We start from the raw sequence: 16,932 nt of genomic DNA on the forward strand, positions 1-16,932 counted from the left end.
ATTCCCGCCTTTGGCATGCCAGGGGAGGCAACAGAGGTGTTTCGTTTTCAGCGGATAATTGCGCTGGGTGCCTTGATGGGACTGGCGGGGTGTGCGGCGCCGGCCCGGCCGCCGGCCCCGGAACTCCTCACGGCCGACGGCGTCGAGCGGGTTTCGGTGGACCGCGCGGACTACGCCGCTGAGCTGCGCTCCTTCCGGGCTTCCGCGTTCGTCCTCGGCGAGGCGCTGCTGGCCGACGGCGGCGACGGCGCCAACGGGAACGTCGTGTCCTCGCCCGGGAGCCTGCTGATTGCCCTCGCCATGCTGCGCGCGGGTGCCACCGGCGGGACCGCGGCCGAGATGGACAGCGTCCTGCAATTCCCCCTTGAGAAGCGCGACGAGGCCATGAACTCGGTCCTCCGCTCGCTGGAAAAGTTCGATGGCGACCCCGGCGCAGTGGATGAGGACAACCCGCCGCGGAAACCGGTCATGCACTCCGCCAACGGGCTTTTCGTCGACAAGGACGTGCCTACCGGGCGGTCCTTCCTGGACACACTGGCCCGGCACTATGGATCGGGGGTGTATCCCGTGGATTTCAGCGACGAAGAAGCAACGAAGCCCGCCATAGATGCGTGGGTGAGCAGGAACACCGGCGGCCGGATCAAGGAGGCCCCGGCGGAATACGACCCCGACAATACCTTCAGCCTGCTCAACTCGCTGTACTTCGCCGCCGCCTGGAGCGCACCGTTCGATCCGAACGCCACCTCCGACCTGCCGTTCACGACAGCCGCGGGCGAGGAAATCGCGGTGCCTGCCATGCACAACGAACTCACGATGAAATATGCGGAAGGTGCCGGCTGGCAGGGTGTGGACCTTCCCTACGCCGACGGTTTCGTCATGCGGCTGGTCCTGCCCGCGGAGACGGCCGCTCCCGACGGCACGGCCGCTTCCCGTGACAGTCGCGCCCGAGCGGCCTTCGACGCGGAGAAACTGACGGAAATCGCGGACACGTTCGATATTGCCCGGCCCGAATCAGTCCAGATCCAGCTGCCGCGCTGGGACCACAGGTCCAGTTTTGACCTCCGCAAGGTCTTCGGGGCGCTGGGACTGGAGAACATGCTCGGCACCACGGAGGACTTCAACAACATCCAGCCGCAGATGATGATCACCCAGGCCGCCCAGGCTGCCAACATCACCGTGGCCGAAAAGGGCACCATTGCCGCCGCGGTGACCCAGATCAACGGAATGGCCACCAGCGCCCCGCCGCAGCCTGAGCGGACCATCGAGTTCGACCGGCCGTTCCACTACCAGATCGTCCACGTTGAAACCGGACTGCCGCTGTTTATGGGAACCGTGGCCGATCCCAGGTGAGCGCGCGCCCCGGGCCTGCCCTCTCCACCGTCCCCGGCCTCAGACGCTCTATCAGCTAATGCGGGAAAATCCTGAACCCTCACGCACTAGGTGCAAGAGGGTTCCGGAAAAACGCGCATTAAGTGAGAGAGGGTCCGGGGTGGGCTGGCGGTTAGCGGGCTCCGCCCTGCCACAGGGCATCGAACGGGGCGCCTGACGCCACGCGGTTGCGGATGCCCGCCGTGACGAATTCCTTGGCCGTCCGGGCAGCCTCCAGCGGCGTGGCGCCCTTGGCGAGTTCCGCCGTCACAGCCGCCGCCAGCGAGCAGCCGGCACCGGAAACCGCCACCTCACCCACCTTGGGCGCGCTGAGGACCTCAAGGGTCTCGCCGTCATAGAAGACGTCGACGGCGTCCGGGCCTTCCAGCCGCACCCCGCCCTTGGCGAGCACGGCGGCGCCGCTGAGCTCATAGATGCGGATGGCGGCGGCCTTGAGGGACTCTACGTCCGTGATATCCAGGCCGGACAGCGACTCGGCCTCGAAGTGGTTCGGCGTGACAAAGGTGGCCAGCGGAAGGATCTGCGCCTTCAGCGCCTGGTCCGTGTCCAGGGCGTGCCCGGGCTCCTGGCCCTTGCAGATCAGCACCGGGTCCAGGACCACGTTTTCGAACCGGCCGGCGGCCAGGGCATCAGCGACTGTGGCGATGGTGGCGGGACTGCCCAGCATGCCGATCTTCACCGTGTCCAGCACCGGACGTCCGGGCTCCGAAGGAGCGGACGACGACGGACCGTACGCGGCCGTCGTCGCCTCCAGTTGGTCCGCGATCACCTGCTGGTCCACCGGTACGAACCGGTGGTTCCAGCTGTCGTTCGGGTTGAACGAAACGATGCACGTGAGGTTGGCGATGCCAAAGACGCCGAGTTCCTGGAAGGTTTTCAGGTCCGCCTGGGCGCCGGCGCCGCCGGTTGCTTCGGAGCCTGCGATGGTCAGGACGACTGCGGGAGCTGTGACGGGCTGGGGTGCGGCAACGGAAACGGAAGTCATGGCACCATCCTGCCATCCGCCGTCGGCCGCGTCTTTGTGCCGCTGTACAGCGACGACAGGCCGCTTGGTGCGAACATACCCGCGTCCCTACGGCGCCGCGACGTCCCTGGTGATCAGGGTAAAGAAGCGGGGTGGCCTCAGCCCTTCAGCGTCCGGTCGAGCAGGGCGCGCAGCTCCCGGAAGTGCCGTTCCGTGACTCCTTCGTGGAAGGCCGAGGTGTCCGCCATGGAGTAGCCGTGGGATGCTCCGCGGTAGACCTCGTTGGATGCCTTAAGTCCTGCAGCCTTCAGGGCTTTCCCCAGCCGGGCCACGGCCTGGGCGTCCATGCTCCGGTCGTGGTCCGCGTGGCCGAACACGAACTCGGCTCTGGCCGTTCCGAGCCGCAGGTGCGGGCTGTCCGGTTCATCCGTGGCCAGCCCGCCGCCGTGGAAGCCGCCGCATGCCGCCACCGCCTCCGGGTGGGATGTTGCGGTGCGCACCGCGAGCCTGGCCCCCATGCAGTAGCCGAAGGTGCCGATGGGACCCGGCGCAACGCCGTCGAGCGCCCTGAGCGCCGAAACCCAGGCATCGATGTCCGCCAGCGCCCTGTCCGCGGTGAGCCGGCCAATCCGCGGGAACGCCGCCTGGCCGGCTGCCTGCCTGCCCTCCGGGGTGGTCATGTCCCCCTTCGGGGCAAGCTCGGCAACAGTCCCGTCCCGGTAGAAGACGTTCGGGGCCAGGACAACGTACCCCCAGCCGGCAACGCGCTGCGCCATGTCCTCGATGCGCGGGCGCAGGCCGAAGGCGTCCATGTACAGGATCACGCCGGGGAACGGCCCGCCGCCGCCGGACGGACGGGCCACCAAGGCTTCCGCGGTGCCTTCCGCGGCTGGGATTTCAATGAGCATGGGGTCAGGATATCGGACGCAATTCCGACGGCGGCGTGCTGGCTACCCGTAGTACCGCGCCAGGGTGTCGGCTTTGAAGTCGAAGAAGGTGCCGTCCTCGATGGCCAGGCGGGCGTCGTCCACCATTTTCACCACGAACCGCTCGTTGTGGATGGAGATCAGCGTGGCGGACACCATCTCCTTGGCCTTGTACAGGTGATGGATGTAGGCCCGGGAGTAGTTGGTGCACGCGTAGCAGTCGCAGCCGTCCTGGAGCGGGCCAAAGTCCCGCTTGTACTTGGCGCCGGAGAGGTTGTACCGGCCGGTCGGCGTATAGAACGCGGAGTTGCGGGCCACCCGGGTGGGGGAGACGCAGTCGAAGGTGTCCGCGCCGTTCTCGATGGCCGTGAAGATGTCGTCCGGTTCGGAGATGCCCAGCAGGTGCCGGGGCTTGTCCTCGGGCAGCTCCTCGTTGCACCACCGGACAATCGTGCCCAGGTTTTCCTTCTCCAGCGCCCCGCCGATCCCGAAACCGTCGAACGGCATGGCGCCCAGGTCCCGGCACGCCTTCCGGCGCAGGTCCTCGTACTGCGCGCCCTGGATCACGCCGAACAGGGCCTGGTACGGTTTGCCTGCCCGGGAGGAGGTCAGCCGGAAGTGCTCCTCAAGGCAGCGCAGCGCCCACAGCCGGGTGCGCTCCAGGGACTCCTCCTGGTAGCCGCGCGAGTTCTGCAGGGTGGTGAGCTCATCGAAGGCGAACATGATGTCCGCTCCGATCCGGTGCTGGACCTGCATGGAGATTTCGGGGGAGAACCTGTGCCGGTCGCCGTTGAGGTGGCTCTTGAACCACACGCCGTCGTCGTCAATATGGGCCAGGCGCTCCTTGCCGGGGGCCACCGCGTCGTCCGGTCCGGGCGCGCCGGCGGCGGCAACAGTCTTCATGTCGATGACCTTCTTGAACCCCGAGCCGAGGCTCATCACCTGGAATCCGCCCGAGTCCGTGAACGTGGGCCCCGGCCAGTTCATGAACGCGCCCAGGCCGCCGGCCTCGTCCAGGATGTCCGCACCGGGCTGCAGGTACAGGTGGTAGGCGTTGGCCAGCAGCGCCTGCGCCCCCAGGTCCGCCATGGCCTCGGGCAGCACGGATTTGACCGTGGCCTTGGTTCCCACGGCAATGAACGCCGGGGTCTGGATCGTGCCGTGGGGCGTGGAGATGGTGCCGGTACGTCCCAGGAACCGGCCCCCGTTGGACGCCTCCTGCGGGGCGGACGGTGGGCAGCTCTCGGCCAGGCGCGTGCCTACCCGGAAGGAAAACTCCGACTGCCGTGACCGTGCTTCATCGCCGGCAGTGCGCGGCCCCGGTTCAAACGGGGCGTCGGCAGGGTGTGGAGCTGGGGCAGGGTTGGCTGGCACCGTACAAGTCTGCCAGCAACCAGCCCCGTCCCGGCAACCGGGCCGGTCAGCTGACCGGTTCCGATGCGGGGTAGTGCTCGGCCCGCCAGGCATCCCAGGATGAGCGGATGGCATCCAGCCTTGCGGCGCCAAGGTCGTAGGTGGAGGCGATGACCAGGGACCCTTCGCCCTCTTCGCGCACGTCCTTGATGGCGGGATGGTCGGCCACCACCAGGAGTCCCTCACCGTGTTCCGCGTAGTCGTGCACCGTGACACCCACCTGGTGGCTGGTCCGGTACCAGACCTTTCCGCTGATCTTCTCGCCGGTCCCCAATGTCAGCTGGTAGCTTTCACCCGGTGCCGGCAAATCCGCCAGGCCGAGCTTCTCGATCGCTGAGCCCTGACCTTCCGTCAGGTGCAGGAACAGGGTGTGGCGCTTGCCGTGGGGGTGGCGTTCCAGGGCGAAGCGGAGCTGCTGGAGGAACGTGAGCCAGCCCTGCGTGATGTCCTCGTCCCAGGCGGCCCACTCGGAATCGTGGTCCATCGCTCCCCGGGTCACGCTGACCCGGGTTCCATTGGGCTCGGGGTGAAGTTCAAAAGTGTCCCCGCCGTGAACGGTGAGGCTGGTGTGGTCCGGCGACTCCTCAACGTCACCGGAGAAGTAGATCTCCTTGATCTCGGCGTCCAGGTCTTCAGCCTGCCAGCCATGCCATTGGGCTACTTTGGACGGTTCCCGCAGCATGGTCCAGACCTGCGGCGCGTCGGCGTTGATCACTACGCTCAGATTGTTGGTCATAGCCCCGAATGTACAACTCCGGCCGGATGCCGGGAAGGGGCAAATTACCTAACCGGGCACCCTGTCCGGGGCGTTGGGCAGCGTCAGGAGCGGACGGCTTCCAGCTCGTTGCTGATCCGTCGCTCGAGTTCGCCCACCCCGATGGTTTCGGAGCCCCCGTGGGCGCGCAGGAACAGCAGGGATTCGAGCCGCAGGAGGCGCCATTCGCGCTCGGCGTCGTGGTTGGAGTTGTCGATGGAGCGGAAGATTTCCTTGTCGTACAGGTTGGGCTCGTTGAGCGAGCGCTGCCGGACCTTCGCCGCCATCCTGGCCTTGAACGGATCCGTTTCCTGGTTTTCCGGGGTCCGGATCAGCTTTTCGTAGACCTCGGCCCGCTCCGCCTGTCCGTCCTGCCGGCAGATGTAGCTGGACAGAGCGAGGGATGCCTCCACGGACGCCCACCGCCCCGGGTTCCCGTCGAAGGGCAGGACATTGAGGAGGTCGGCAACGGCAAGTGCACCGTCGGCATCCTTGAGGGTGATGAACAGTTCGTGGGCGAGGTCGCTCAGGTCCTTCAGGCAGCTGCCGGACTTGAAGTTGACGCCCTTGGCCAGCCGGTCCGCCAGCAGCAACACGCCCTGGGCGTCAGGGTGCGTTTCGGCCGCGGCTTCCACCACTGATTCCGGAGTGCCCTGAGGTGCGGGAATCAGTGCCAGGTCCTCTTCGCTGGGACCGGTCACCGCGGGCGGGACCGGCGGGAGGGGAGGTACGACGACGGCGGGAACGGCGGCAGCGGAGGCAGGCTCTTCGCCGGGCTGCTTGGCTTGCTCCTGCGGCACGTCTCCTGCTGCCGGGGACCCCTCCGCCAGCACCGTGACCGTGGTGCCCACCGCGATGCGGAGGGTACCGCCACCGGACAGGCTGGCGAGGACCATCGCGGGCGCCCCGAAATCGTCCCGTTCAAGCTCAACCTGGTGTATCTCCGCTGTCCGCCCGCCGTCGGGCAGGACAATGTGGCTGCCGGTGGTCAGGGATCCAGCCTGCTGTTCAAGATGGTGACGGGCGGCTGGTGTTTCGGTCATGGGAGTCCTTAAGTTCTCTTGCGGTCCGCCCTACAGTCTACAAAGGCGGGCCCTTAAAATCGGGGACCCCCAGCTTGCTGCCGGGGTGTCAGAAGCCCACGCCGGCGAAGGCCAGGGCCTGGCGGATGAGGGCACCGCGGCCGCCGGAAAACTCCATCTGGACGCCCGGGCTGAGGACTTCCGCGGGGGTCATCCAGGTCAGTTCCAGGGCGTCCTGGCGGGGCTCGCACTCACCGGTCACGGGGATGACATAGGCCAGCGACACGGCGTGTTGCCGCTCATCGGTGAAGCCGGTCTGGGACGGCGCCGGGAAGTATTCGGCCACCGTGAACGGCACGGGGCTGATGGGCAGCTGCGGGAACGCCAGCGGTCCCAGGTCCTTTTCCATGTGCCGCAGCAGGGCGGCGCGGATGGTTTCGCGGTAGATGACGCGGCCCGACACGAGGGACCGGACCATGGTTCCGTCCTCGTCCGCCTGGAGCAGGGTTCCCACTTCGTTCACGAAGCCCAGGGGGTCCAGCCTCACCGGCACTGCCTCCACGTACACCATGGGCAGCCGCCCGCGCGCCTCAAAGAGGTCTTCTTCGGAAAGCCAGCCGGGATTCGGGTCAGGAGTGCGCACGTTCATGGTTAAGTTCTACCCCATGGGACCCTGCTGGCAGGGCGAGGCTAAGCTGCCGGCGGAATGCGTCGGCACGGGCTGTCGTTCCGGCGTGGCCTGTCACCCGTGGCGCCCGGCGATCCAGAGGGTGGCCGGTACGTGCCCGGCGCCGGGCCCGCCCGCGTCGGGATTGGCTACATGGAGGGTGCGTCCGAACGCTTCCTCCGTGAGGCTGACCTGCAGACCTGCCGAGGCGAGGCGTTCCCGCAGGGGTTCCAGCGCGCCGTCGTACTCGAAGCCCAGGCCTGAACGTGCCGGTCCTGAAGCCGGGCGCACCAGCAGGACACCGCCGTTCTTGGTGGAAAAGTCGGCAGTGTCGTCCTGGTCCGGAACGGGGCGCGGGCGCGCCCCGATGTGCTGCAGCGTGCGGGCGGCGGCGGCGGGATCCTCGGTAAACCAGACCCCGGCGACGGCCAGCGCCGGGTCAGCGTCCGCGCACTGCGCAAAGTGGGACGCCTTGTCCGCCAAGAACGTGAATCCGTCGGGGGCCGTGATCCTGCAGGCCTCGCCATGGTCCGCGGTGACGAGTTCCGCGCGGGCGGCGCCGTCCTCCTCTGCCGCGAGATTGGTCCGGCGGGCGAATTCCGCAAGGTCGCCCACCTCCACCGCCAGTGCTGTGGTGCCGTCCTCCGCGGCGCCTGCGGGGACGGTGTGGAGGGCGAGGCGGCCCGAGCCGGCGTCAAAAACCCGCCACCCGGCGTCGTTCTCGGTAATGACCATGCCCAACGCGGTGAGGAGCGTGTCCCAGGAGTCGGGCCGGGAGGTGAAATGAAGGGGGCGGACGCGGAGCATGGCTTGTCCTTCGGGTCGGAACGGGACGCTTAGGGCCCATACTGCCACGTGGGCCGGCGGGTGTCTCGGCGCTTGTCACGGCGGGCTGCAGGAGCACAATAGGGGGCATGGCCGTTGAACTTGAGGAACTGCTGCTGCCGGACGCGGTGGCATGGCGCAACTGGCTCGATGCGAACCACAGCACCAGCCCCGGGGTGTGGCTGGTCCTGCACAAAAAGGGCGGAAACGTGACGGAACTGGACTACGCCGCCGCACTGGACGAGGCACTGTGCTTTGGCTGGATCGATGGCCAGACGCGCCGCCGTGATGAGCACACGTCGCTCCAGCGGATGACGCCCCGGACCCGGAGGAGCCCGTGGTCGGCACGGAACGTCGGCCACGTGGCGCGGCTTGATGCAGCGGGGAAGATGACCGACGCCGGGTGGGCGGCCGTGAATGCAGCGAAGGCTGACGGGCGCTGGGCAAACGCATACGGCGGGCAGGCCGTGGCCGAAGTTCCCGCGGACCTGGCCGCCGCCATTGCCGCGGTTCCCGCCGCCCAGGCGATGTTCGACGTCCTGACCAAGACAAATCGGTTCGCCCTGATTTACCGGGTCAACTCCGCTGTGCAGGCCGCCACCCGGGAACGGCGGATTGCCGGGTTCGTGGAGATGCTGGCGCGGGGCGAGGCTCCGTACCCGCAGAAGAAGCGTCCCGCCCCCACCACGCCGCCCGCCCCCAACTAAGTAGCGCCAAGTGTCGTTTTGAGGCCCCAAAACGACACTTGGCGCTACCCAGTTGGGGTCAGTCGTCCAGGGGGAAGGCCACGCCTTCGCCAACCACGCGCAGGCACAGCTCCATGCCGGGCCGGGCGATGGAGGCGTTCCAGTGCCGGATGGTGATGATCTCGCCGCCTCCGGGGTAGCGGTGGTCCGGGCTGGAGGCCAGCTGTGGCGGGACGGAGAGTTTCAGGCGCACCGTTGTTTCCGGGCCAAAGTAGTCGGTGTCCACCACAACTCCCCGGATGGGCCCGTCCTCGGCAATCCTGATCTGCTCAGGCCTCAGCATCAGCTGCACCCGGCCTTGGACCGGCGGCCTGCGGACGGGGATCGCCCCCAGGGAGCAGGTTGCCAGCGAACCCTCCAGCCAGGCGTCCAGGATGACCGCGTCCCCCAGGAATTCGGCCGTGGCCCGGTCCGCGGGGCGGGTGTACACCACGAACGGGTTGCCGATCTGGGCGAGTTTGCCGCCGCGCATCACAGCCACCTGGTCCGCGAAGGACAACGCCTCGGCCTGGTCATGGGTCACCAGGATGGTGGTGACGCCGGCTTCGTTCAGGACCTTCGCCACTGCCCTGCGGGTGGCTACCCTGAGCCCCGCGTCGAGTGCTGAGAAGGGCTCATCAAGGAGCATCAGTTCGGGCTCGCGTGCCAGGGCCCGGGCCAGCGCTACGCGCTGCTGCTGCCCGCCGGAGAGCTGGTGCGGGCGGCGCTTGGCCATGGCCGGGTCCAGCGACACCATTTCCAGCAGTTCGCTGATCCGTCCGGCCACAGCACGCCGGCCCCCCGGCAGGCGGTCCGGATCGAGCCCGAAGGCGACGTTCTGCCCCACGCTGAGGTGCGGGAACAGGGCGCCGTCCTGGGCCACGTACCCAATGTGCCGTTTGTGCGCAGGCACCCAGACGCCGTCGCCGGCTACTTTGGTGCCGTTCAGCGCAATGCTGCCCGTGTCCGGGTGCTCGAACCCGGCGATTAGCCGCAGCAGGGTGGTCTTGCCTGACCCGGACGGGCCCACAATGGCCGTGGTTCCGCCTTTGGCGACGGAGAGGTTGACGCCCTTCAGGACGGCCTGGTTGCCAAAGTTCTTGGTGACGTCGGTGATCTCCAGGTGGCTGTTGGTGGTGGGCGCCACGGACGGTGCGACCCGCGGCTCCGGCAGCCTCGAGGGGGCTTGTTCTGTCACTGTCCGGCTACTTTCTTGGACTGCTGGAAAAGGAGGTAAGTCATCGGCGCGGAGAGCAGGATCATCAGCAGGGCGTACGGCGCGGCGCCCGCGTAGTCGATCTCGCTGCTCTTGCTCCAAAACTCTGTGGCAAGGGTGCGCGTCCCATTGGGGGACAGCAGGAGGGTGGCGGTGAGCTCGTTGGCGATGGCCAGGAAGACGAGAGCCGCGCCTCCCGCGGCGGCGGGTGCAGTGAGCCTTAGGGTGACCCGGACGAAGGACACGAGCGGAGGCTTGCCCAAGGCCTGGGCGGCCTCGTCCAGTTCCTTCGGAGCCTGGGCCAGGCCTGCCCTGAGGTTGACCAGGGCGCGGGGCAGGAACAGGAGGACGTAGGCAGCCACCAGCACCCCTGCGGTCTGGTAGATCCCCGGCACGATCCGGATGCTCACCGTCACGAAGGCCAGCCCCACCACGATGCCGGGCAGGGAGCTGGTGATGTAGTTGGAGAGTTCCAGGGACTTACTGAACCAGCCGGGGTGGCGGACAGCCAGGTATGCCATCGGAAATGCCACCACGATGGTGGCCGCGGCGCCGGTCAGGCCATAGCCGAGCGTGGCGAGGAGGGCCGGCAGGAACTCGTCCGCGGCCCAGGCGGCGGTCCCGCCGGAGGCCACCCAGCGGAGCACAAAGAACAGGGGGAGGCCGAAGGCCAGTGTGGTCAGTCCCACCAGGAACAGCTGGGCGGGAAACTGGTACGCGTGCAGCGGCAGGCGCAGGGCCTTCGCCTGCGCGCCGGGGCCGATGCGGGCGTAGCGGGCGGTGCCGCGGCTCCTGACTTCGGCCAGCAGCAGGAGGAGGCAGAAGAACACCAGCACGCTGGCCAGCATGTTTCCGGCAGCACCGTTGAAGGTTGACTGGTACTGCACCATGATCGCCGTGGTGAAGGTGTCGAAGCGGATCATGGCGAACGCCCCGTACTCGGCGAGCAGGTGCAGGGCCACCAGGAGCGCACCGCCGGTCATGGCAATGCGGAGCTGGGGGAGGACTACCCGGAAGAAGGAACGCCAGGCGCCGAGGCCCAGCGCGGCGGCCGACTGCTCGATGGCCGGGTCCAGCCGGCTGAGCGCGGCAGCGGCGGGAATGTAGACCAGCGGGAAGTAGGAGAGCGTGGCGATCAGGACTCCCGAGCCCAGGCCGCCGAGCGACGGGATCGCCGAGACCCAGGCGTAGCTGTTGACGAACGCGGGGATGGCCAGCGGGGCGGCCAGGAGCACAGCCCAGATCCGCGCACCGCGCAGGGCGGTGCGTTCCACCAGCCAGGCCCCGGCGACACCGAGGACCAGGCACAGCGGGACGGTGATCGCCGTCAGCAGGAGGGTGTTGAGCAGCAGCTCGGCCACGCGCGGCCGGAAGATGAGTTCGACGGCGGTGTCCCAGCCGGTTGCCGCGGTCATGTACACCACGTAGGCCAGCGGAACGAGCGAAAACAGGGCAATCAGCACCGCCAGCGCGGACAGTGCAGAAACGCCGAAAGGCGGGCGGGGGCTGCTGCCCCGGCCCGCCGTCGTCGAGCTCCCCCGAGGGGGAGCCGAGAGATCAGGAGTCACGGATTTAGAGGAGTCCTGCCGAGGTCATCAGGTCGGTGACCTTTTCGGAGTTGAGCTTGGCGGGATCGACGATGGGGGCCTGGAGCTCCGCGATCGGAACCAGCTTCTCGTTGGCCGGAACATCCGAGGCGATGGCGTACTCGAACGACGTGCCGTCCTTCAGGATTTCCTGGCCCTTCTTGCCGGTGACGAACTTCAGGAACGCCTGGGCGTCAGCAGCCTTCTTGGAGCTCTTCAGGACACCGCCACCGGATACGGAGAGGAAGGCGCCCGGATCCTGGTTCTTGAAGTAGTACGGGCTGACGTTCTTGGAGTTCTCGCCCGTCTTGGCCTGGTCCCCGTAGTAGTAGTAGTGGTAGATCAGGGCGGCATCCACTTCACCGGCGTTGACGGCCTTCATGGCGGTGCTGTTGCCCTTGTAGGCCTTGAAGTTTTCCTTCATGCCCTTGAGCCACTCCTCGGTGGCGGCCTCTCCCTTGAGTTCCAGCAGCGCGGAAACGATGGCCTGGAAGTCGGCGCCGGACGGGGAAGCAGCCCATTTACCCTTCCACTCCGGCTTCGCCAGGTCCAGCATGGACTTGGGCAGCTTGTCTTCCGTGAGCTTGTTCTTGTCGTACACCAGGACGGTGGAGCGGGCAGCAATGCCGGTCCACTTGCCGGTGGAAGGACGGAACTCTGCCGGCACCTGCGCAGCGGTTGCCGCGTCCACGTCCGCGAACAGGCCGGCGTTCTCAACCTGGGTCATGGCGGGGGAGTTCTCCGTCAGGAAAACGTCGGCCGGGGAGGCGTCACCTTCCTGGATGATCTGGTTGGACAGCTCGGTGTCCGATCCCTGGCGCATGGTGACCTTGATGCCGGTCTCCGCCGTGAAAGCGTCGATCCATTCCTTGGTCAGGCTTTCGTGCTGCGCGTTGTAGACGGTGATTCCGCCCGAGTCCCCGCCGGCGGCGGACGAGCCGGTGGCTGCCGGAGTGGAACCGCCGCCGCAGGCGGTCAGTCCGAGGGCTGCGGTGGCGGCGAGGGCGATGCCGGCCAAGGCGCTGTTGCGGATCTTCATTGAGGGGCTGCTTTCTGGGAAAAAGTCAACGGGACCGGAGTCCTCATGGGCCGGGGGATTCGGGAGGCCTACGTGAAAAAGCGTAGGTTAGCCATACCTAAGCCACCAAACCACAATGACCTTATGTGAGCAGGATCACAACAATTACGGAACTGTTGCGTGCCCTAATTGCCCGCGCTGTCCGGGAGGGTTGCTGCGGCCTCCAAAGCCATCCATGCCTGCAGCTGGGTGGAAAGTTCGACGGCGGTGCCCGCGGGGCAGGTTTCCCGTGCCGGCTTGGCGGCATGTACGGAGAAGATGCTTGCGCCGTTCCTTCCGGCGGCCTGGCCGGCTTCCGCGGGGCGCCGACCGGCCCAGAAGGCGCCTGCTGTGTCGGCCACCAGCGTGGCTGCGGTGCTGCGGGTCTGCGGGGACAGCCGGACATCGGCGGCCGCCAGCGCGAGGTAGCGGCAGAGGATCCCGGTGAACAGGCCGCCGTCGCCCGTGCCTTCGCACCGCAGGACGCGGCCCTCGCCGGGGGTTTGTGCGCCGGTGGGGGCCGGCACCGTCAGCAGCTGGTCCACCGCCTCCACCACGACTGCTGCCCGGGCAAGGTTCGCCTCCCCGCCCTGTTCCAGGAGGGCGCCCAGGACGGGGCCCTGGTTATAGGTGTAGACCGCCCGTTCAAGCACCACTTCGCCGGCCGCATTCAGCCGCGCCCCGTCAAGGTACAGGCCCTGGTCCGGGTCGAAGAGGGTGGCCCCCAGCCAGTCCAGCAGCGCCTGTGCCTTCCCGGGGCTGCCCGTCCGGGCGAAGTAGAGGGCGACCGGCGCCGTGGCCGGGGTGTTCTTGAAATCCCGCGCCTTGCTCCAGAAAGCGCCGCCGCCCAGGTCGGCGGTGCACGCGGCCTCGAACTGGAGGGTGAGGGACTTCCGGACGCGCGCGTTGCGCCCGCGCCCCGGCCTGCGGGTCTCCTCGGCCAGCTTGTCGAGCCGGTGGGTGGCAAGCGCCAGCCAGGCCATGTCGTCGTAATAGCTGTTGACGAACGTGAAAGCGTTCCGCAGTCGGATGCCGGTGACCAGGCGGGAGGCGAGCCGCCCGGCGCTGGGGTGTTCCGGGCCGTTGAACCGCGCGGCCGGGGTGGCGCCGTAGCCGAGTTCCCGCCGCCCTGCATCAACCAGGCAGTCAACGTAATGGGCCTGCCACCAGTAATGCCAGGAGCCCGGGAGTGCGCCCTTCGGATCCCTGCGCCAGGAAGGTGGGGGCCACTGCACGGCACCGAGATGGGTGCCCGGCAGGAACAGGAGCCTCCTGCCGAAGAGCGTGGTCACCGATCGTGCAGCTTCATTTGCCCTGCCGTGCCAGTGGGAAAGATCCTGGCGGTCAGGGGCGGGCTCCGGACGCGTCATGAATCCCACCCTAGCCCGCTTCCTCCAGCCGGCCAGGAAGGCCCCGGTGATGCAGGCCTCGCGTATTTCAGTTAACATTCACTAACTAACCTCCGCGGCCGCCCTGCCATGGGGGACGCGCATCAAGGAGGATGTATGAACGTCAATGGCACTGTGGCGCTGGTGGCCGGGGGTGCCTCCGGCCTGGGGGCGGCAACAGCCCGGCGCCTGTTCGACGACGGCGCTTCCGTGGTGCTGGTTGACCTCCCGTCGTCGGCAGGGGCTGCCCTCGCAGAAGAACTGAACGCGGCCGGCGCTCCAGGCAGGTCCGCCGTCTTTTCACCCGCGGACGTGACCAGCGAGTCCGAGGTCCAGGCCGCCGTCGCCGCCGCGGGCAGCCTTGGCCCGCTGCGGATCGTGGTGAACTGCGCCGGGATCGCCACCCCCGGAAAGGTCCTGGGCCGGGACGGCGTGCTTCCGCTCGAGGCCTTCAACCGGGTCATCCAGGTGAACCTCATCGGCACCTTCAACGTGCTGCGCCTCGCAGCGGCAGCGATGGCAGCCACCGAGCCGGCCACTACGGTGCTGGGCGGGCCCGAGCGCGGCGTGATCATCAACACCGCCTCGGTCGCGGCCTTCGAAGGCCAGATCGGCCAGCCGGCGTATGCGGCCTCCAAGGGCGCAGTGGCGGCCATGACGCTGCCAATCGCCCGGGAACTGGCCCGCTCGCTGGTCCGGGTGGTCACCATCGCGCCAGGCATTTTTGAGACGCCCATGATGGCCGGCCTGCCGCAGGAGGCGCAAGACTCCCTGGGCGCGCAGGTGCCGCATCCGTCACGGCTGGGCAGGCCCGGCGAGTACGCGAACCTGGTGGCGCACATCGTGGACAACGCCATGCTGAACGGGGAAACCATCCGCCTGGACGGCGCCATCCGGATGGGCCCGAAGTGAGCATGGAAACACAGCCCGAGCTGCCCTCAGCGGACTTCTTCGCCTTTGAATCCCTCCTGGGCCAAAAGGAACGGGACAAGCTCGCCGAACTGCGGGATTTCCTGGCCGCCGAGATTGCGCCGTACGCAGGGGACTGGTGGAACAAGGCCGAGTTCCCCGCGCACATCCTGCCCAAACTGGCTGCCCTTGAACTCAGCACGCCCGCCCAGCGCGGCTACAGCAACCTGTTCGCCGGCCTGGTCATCGCCGAGATGACGCGCGTGGACACCTCGATTGCCACTTTCTTCCTGGTCCACCACGATCTGTTTGTCCAGGCCCTGTACGACTTCGGGTCCGCGGACCAGAAGCAGCGGCTGCTGGCGGACGCCTCGGAATTGCGCATCACGGGTGCCTTCGCCCTGACTGAGCCCAACCACGGCTCGGACGTGGCGGGCGGCATGGAGACGCGGGCCAGGCGCATCTCCTCTGTGACAGGCGAGGCGGACGACGACGGTGATGCCTGGGTGCTGAACGGCGCCAAGCGGTGGATCGGCAACGGGACGTTCTGCGACTACATGCTCGTGTGGGCGCTGGATGAGGCGGACGGGTCGGTCCGCGGGTTCATCGTGGACGCCACGTTGCCGGGCGTCACGCGGACCCGGATCGAGAACAAGATTGCCCTGCGGACGGTGCAGAACGCGGACATCCTCCTGGCGGACGTCCGCGTGGCCGAGGCGGACCGGTTCGCGTCCGTCAGCAGCTTCGAGGACACCAAGGAGCTGCTGCGGGGCTCGCGGATCATGGTCGCCTGGCAGGCCGTGGGCCAGCAGCTGGCCGCCTTCGACGTCGCCCGGCAGTACGCCCTGGAGCGCAGGCAGTTCGGCCGCCCGCTGGCACAGTTCCAGCTGATCCAGCAGCAGCTCGTGACGATGCTCGGCAACGCCGTGGCGAGCATGGGCATGATGGCCGCCCTCGCGCGGCTGCAGGATGACGGCGCCGCGGACATGCCGCAGGTGGCGCTCGCGAAGTCATACCTGAGCGCGCGGATGAGGGAAACTGTGGCAATGGGCAGGTCCATCCTGGGCGGCAACGGCATTGTGACCGATTACCGCATGGCCAAGATCTTCTCCGACGCCGAGGCCATTTACACCTACGAAGGGTCCTTCGAGGTCAACACCCTGATTGCGGGCCGCGCCATCACCGGGGTTTCGGCCATCGCCTAATCCTCGCGGGTGTACGGAAGCTTCTCGCCTGCCTCGACGCGCACGTCCAGCGAATTGTTCCGCACCGGCATGGGGCACGTGCCGTACGGGGTGAAGGCGCTGGGATAGTTGATGGCGCGGTTGAAATCCAGCACCACGGTCGCATTTCCGGATGAATCCGTTCGGGGCCGCGGCAGGGACAGCTTGCGCCAGTCAGCTGTTTGTCCCGGCGGGGCGGCGCCGTTGGTTTCGTCATGGAAAGTGACGGACAGCGCCCCGAGTTTTTCCTCCTCCGCCTGCAGCCGGCACTCGTGGGCGCTGCCGACGCGGAACACCACTTCACCCACGGTGCGGTGGATGCCGTCCACCAGGGGGTTGGCCGTGGCGATCGGCACGCCCACGGGCCGGGGATAGGGTTCGAACCTGCCCGCCACCTCCCACTCCGGGTTGTAGTCGAACGTTGGCACGCCAGCGAATCCGGTGAGCACGGGGGAGGCCGAGTCCCGGGTCCGGATGGCATAGCGCCCGGCCCGCATGGCCAGTTCCACCACCACCTGGTCCCCGCCAGGTCCGCCGAACTGCACCCACATCAGCGACTCCTCATCGGCGAGGGCCGCGGAAATCGTCCCGGACACCGGTTCCCCTGACTCCACCAGGGACAGGCCGTCGGCGGGCACCGCGGTGAGTTCCGCGGTCGTACCGTCCGTCGACCAGAGCCCGGGAGCAAGTTCGACGGCGGCGGGGGAGTTCTCAAGCCACTGGAACGAGGTGAGGGTCAGCCAGCCGTGGCGGGCGGCGAGGGCTTTGTTGCGGTTGTCGCGGAAGCGCTGCCAGCGCTCCACCTTGGCTGCGGGGAGGGTGCCCATGGTTCCTTTCACACGGTCGGATTGCCATACCCTACAACCGC

General features: G+C 67.8%; 16 protein-coding genes. 4 read left to right on the top strand and 12 right to left on the bottom strand.

Annotated features, from left to right (window positions below; genetic code table 11):
• Window positions 1-75: 75 nt before the first annotated feature.
• Window positions 76-1,350, top strand: coding sequence for a serpin family protein (locus SMD14_RS03140; protein ID WP_321216210.1), 1,275 nt, complete (start codon window positions 76-78; stop codon window positions 1,348-1,350).
• A 151-nt stretch (window positions 1,351-1,501) separates the two neighbouring features.
• Here the strand turns inward: SMD14_RS03140 and SMD14_RS03145 are convergent, their stop codons facing one another.
• The 7 genes from SMD14_RS03145 to SMD14_RS03175 all read right to left on the bottom strand — a co-directional run bounded on the left by SMD14_RS03145 (window position 1,502) and on the right by SMD14_RS03175 (window position 7,942).
• Window positions 1,502-2,374 (bottom strand): hydroxymethylpyrimidine/phosphomethylpyrimidine kinase, encoded by an 873-nt coding sequence (locus SMD14_RS03145; protein WP_321215285.1) that lies wholly within the window; start codon window positions 2,372-2,374, stop codon window positions 1,502-1,504.
• Window positions 2,375-2,511: 137 nt separating this feature from the next.
• On the bottom strand, window positions 2,512-3,261 hold the full coding sequence (locus SMD14_RS03150; RefSeq protein ID WP_321215286.1) for a dienelactone hydrolase family protein: 750 nt from the start codon (window positions 3,259-3,261) through the stop codon (window positions 2,512-2,514).
• A 42-nt stretch (window positions 3,262-3,303) separates the two neighbouring features.
• Complete coding sequence (tgt, locus tag SMD14_RS03155) at window positions 3,304-4,653, bottom strand: tRNA guanosine(34) transglycosylase Tgt (RefSeq protein WP_370460446.1); 1,350 nt, start codon at window positions 4,651-4,653, stop codon at window positions 3,304-3,306.
• 46 nt (window positions 4,654-4,699) lie between these two features.
• On the bottom strand, window positions 4,700-5,428 hold the full coding sequence (locus tag SMD14_RS03160; RefSeq protein WP_321215287.1) for an SRPBCC domain-containing protein: 729 nt from the start codon (window positions 5,426-5,428) through the stop codon (window positions 4,700-4,702).
• An 83-nt stretch (window positions 5,429-5,511) separates the two neighbouring features.
• Window positions 5,512-6,489 carry a DUF6707 family protein gene (locus SMD14_RS03165; protein WP_321215288.1) on the bottom strand — a complete coding sequence of 326 codons (978 nt, stop codon included), beginning with the start codon at window positions 6,487-6,489 and terminating at the stop codon, window positions 5,512-5,514.
• An 88-nt stretch (window positions 6,490-6,577) separates the two neighbouring features.
• The gene (locus tag SMD14_RS03170; protein ID WP_157239255.1) at window positions 6,578-7,117 is read right to left on the bottom strand and encodes an NUDIX hydrolase family protein; all 540 of its coding nucleotides are present in this window, start codon (window positions 7,115-7,117) and stop codon (window positions 6,578-6,580) included.
• 93 nt (window positions 7,118-7,210) lie between these two features.
• Window positions 7,211-7,942, bottom strand: coding sequence for a VOC family protein (locus SMD14_RS03175; RefSeq protein WP_321215289.1), 732 nt, complete (start codon window positions 7,940-7,942; stop codon window positions 7,211-7,213).
• Window positions 7,943-8,049: 107 nt separating this feature from the next.
• Between SMD14_RS03175 and SMD14_RS03180 the strand changes: the two genes are divergently transcribed.
• Window positions 8,050-8,667 (top strand): YdeI/OmpD-associated family protein, encoded by a 618-nt coding sequence (locus tag SMD14_RS03180; RefSeq protein ID WP_321215290.1) that lies wholly within the window; start codon window positions 8,050-8,052, stop codon window positions 8,665-8,667.
• Between the two features lie 58 nt (window positions 8,668-8,725).
• Here the strand turns inward: SMD14_RS03180 and SMD14_RS03185 are convergent, their stop codons facing one another.
• The 4 genes from SMD14_RS03185 to SMD14_RS03200 all read right to left on the bottom strand — a co-directional run bounded on the left by SMD14_RS03185 (window position 8,726) and on the right by SMD14_RS03200 (window position 13,914).
• The gene (locus SMD14_RS03185) at window positions 8,726-9,883 is read right to left on the bottom strand and encodes an ABC transporter ATP-binding protein (protein WP_321215291.1); all 1,158 of its coding nucleotides are present in this window, start codon (window positions 9,881-9,883) and stop codon (window positions 8,726-8,728) included.
• Window positions 9,880-11,469 (bottom strand): iron ABC transporter permease, encoded by a 1,590-nt coding sequence (locus tag SMD14_RS03190; protein WP_321215292.1) that lies wholly within the window; start codon window positions 11,467-11,469, stop codon window positions 9,880-9,882. The genes SMD14_RS03185 and SMD14_RS03190 overlap by 4 nt, the downstream gene beginning before the upstream one ends.
• 4 nt (window positions 11,470-11,473) lie before the next feature.
• A complete protein-coding gene (locus tag SMD14_RS03195) occupies window positions 11,474-12,526 on the bottom strand; it encodes an iron ABC transporter substrate-binding protein (protein WP_321215293.1) in 1,053 nt (350 codons plus the stop codon).
• A gap of 164 nt (window positions 12,527-12,690) precedes the next feature.
• Complete coding sequence (locus SMD14_RS03200) at window positions 12,691-13,914, bottom strand: glycoside hydrolase family 76 protein (protein ID WP_321215294.1); 1,224 nt, start codon at window positions 13,912-13,914, stop codon at window positions 12,691-12,693.
• Between the two features lie 135 nt (window positions 13,915-14,049).
• Here SMD14_RS03200 and SMD14_RS03205 point away from each other — a divergent pair, with 135 nt between their 5' ends.
• Complete coding sequence (locus SMD14_RS03205; RefSeq protein WP_321215295.1) at window positions 14,050-14,844, top strand: SDR family NAD(P)-dependent oxidoreductase; 795 nt, start codon at window positions 14,050-14,052, stop codon at window positions 14,842-14,844.
• A gap of 2 nt (window positions 14,845-14,846) precedes the next feature.
• Window positions 14,847-16,046, top strand: coding sequence for an acyl-CoA dehydrogenase family protein (locus SMD14_RS03210; RefSeq protein ID WP_321215296.1), 1,200 nt, complete (start codon window positions 14,847-14,849; stop codon window positions 16,044-16,046).
• Here the strand turns inward: SMD14_RS03210 and SMD14_RS03215 are convergent.
• On the bottom strand, window positions 16,043-16,891 hold the full coding sequence (locus SMD14_RS03215) for a DUF1684 domain-containing protein (RefSeq protein ID WP_321215297.1): 849 nt from the start codon (window positions 16,889-16,891) through the stop codon (window positions 16,043-16,045). The two genes, SMD14_RS03210 and SMD14_RS03215, sit on opposite strands and share 4 nt — an antisense overlap.
• Between the last annotated feature and the right edge of the window lie 41 nt (window positions 16,892-16,932).

Origin of the sequence: Pseudarthrobacter oxydans (assembly GCF_034258515.1) — a bacterium.
Taxonomy (GTDB): Bacteria; Actinomycetota; Actinomycetes; order Actinomycetales; family Micrococcaceae; genus Arthrobacter.

What these genes read in the sequence shown, in the direction of transcription:
- SMD14_RS03180 (WP_321215290.1), top strand. Translation starts at nt 8,050, where the DNA reads ATGGCCGTTGAACTTGAGGAACTGCTGCTGCCGGACGCGGTGGCATGG.
- SMD14_RS03150 (WP_321215286.1), bottom strand. Translation starts at nt 3,261, where the DNA reads ATGCTCATTGAAATCCCAGCCGCGGAAGGCACCGCGGAAGCCTTGGTG.
- SMD14_RS03165 (WP_321215288.1), bottom strand. Translation starts at nt 6,489, where the DNA reads ATGACCGAAACACCAGCCGCCCGTCACCATCTTGAACAGCAGGCTGGA.
- SMD14_RS03170 (WP_157239255.1), bottom strand. Translation starts at nt 7,117, where the DNA reads ATGAACGTGCGCACTCCTGACCCGAATCCCGGCTGGCTTTCCGAAGAA.
- SMD14_RS03175 (WP_321215289.1), bottom strand. Translation starts at nt 7,942, where the DNA reads ATGCTCCGCGTCCGCCCCCTTCATTTCACCTCCCGGCCCGACTCCTGG.
- SMD14_RS03140 (WP_321216210.1), top strand. Translation starts at nt 76, where the DNA reads ATGGGACTGGCGGGGTGTGCGGCGCCGGCCCGGCCGCCGGCCCCGGAA.
- SMD14_RS03205 (WP_321215295.1), top strand. Translation starts at nt 14,050, where the DNA reads ATGAACGTCAATGGCACTGTGGCGCTGGTGGCCGGGGGTGCCTCCGGC.
- SMD14_RS03195 (WP_321215293.1), bottom strand. Translation starts at nt 12,526, where the DNA reads ATGAAGATCCGCAACAGCGCCTTGGCCGGCATCGCCCTCGCCGCCACC.
- SMD14_RS03145 (WP_321215285.1), bottom strand. Translation starts at nt 2,374, where the DNA reads ATGACTTCCGTTTCCGTTGCCGCACCCCAGCCCGTCACAGCTCCCGCA.
- SMD14_RS03160 (WP_321215287.1), bottom strand. Translation starts at nt 5,428, where the DNA reads ATGACCAACAATCTGAGCGTAGTGATCAACGCCGACGCGCCGCAGGTC.
- SMD14_RS03200 (WP_321215294.1), bottom strand. Translation starts at nt 13,914, where the DNA reads ATGACGCGTCCGGAGCCCGCCCCTGACCGCCAGGATCTTTCCCACTGG.
- SMD14_RS03210 (WP_321215296.1), top strand. Translation starts at nt 14,847, where the DNA reads ATGGAAACACAGCCCGAGCTGCCCTCAGCGGACTTCTTCGCCTTTGAA.
- SMD14_RS03215 (WP_321215297.1), bottom strand. Translation starts at nt 16,891, where the DNA reads ATGGGCACCCTCCCCGCAGCCAAGGTGGAGCGCTGGCAGCGCTTCCGC.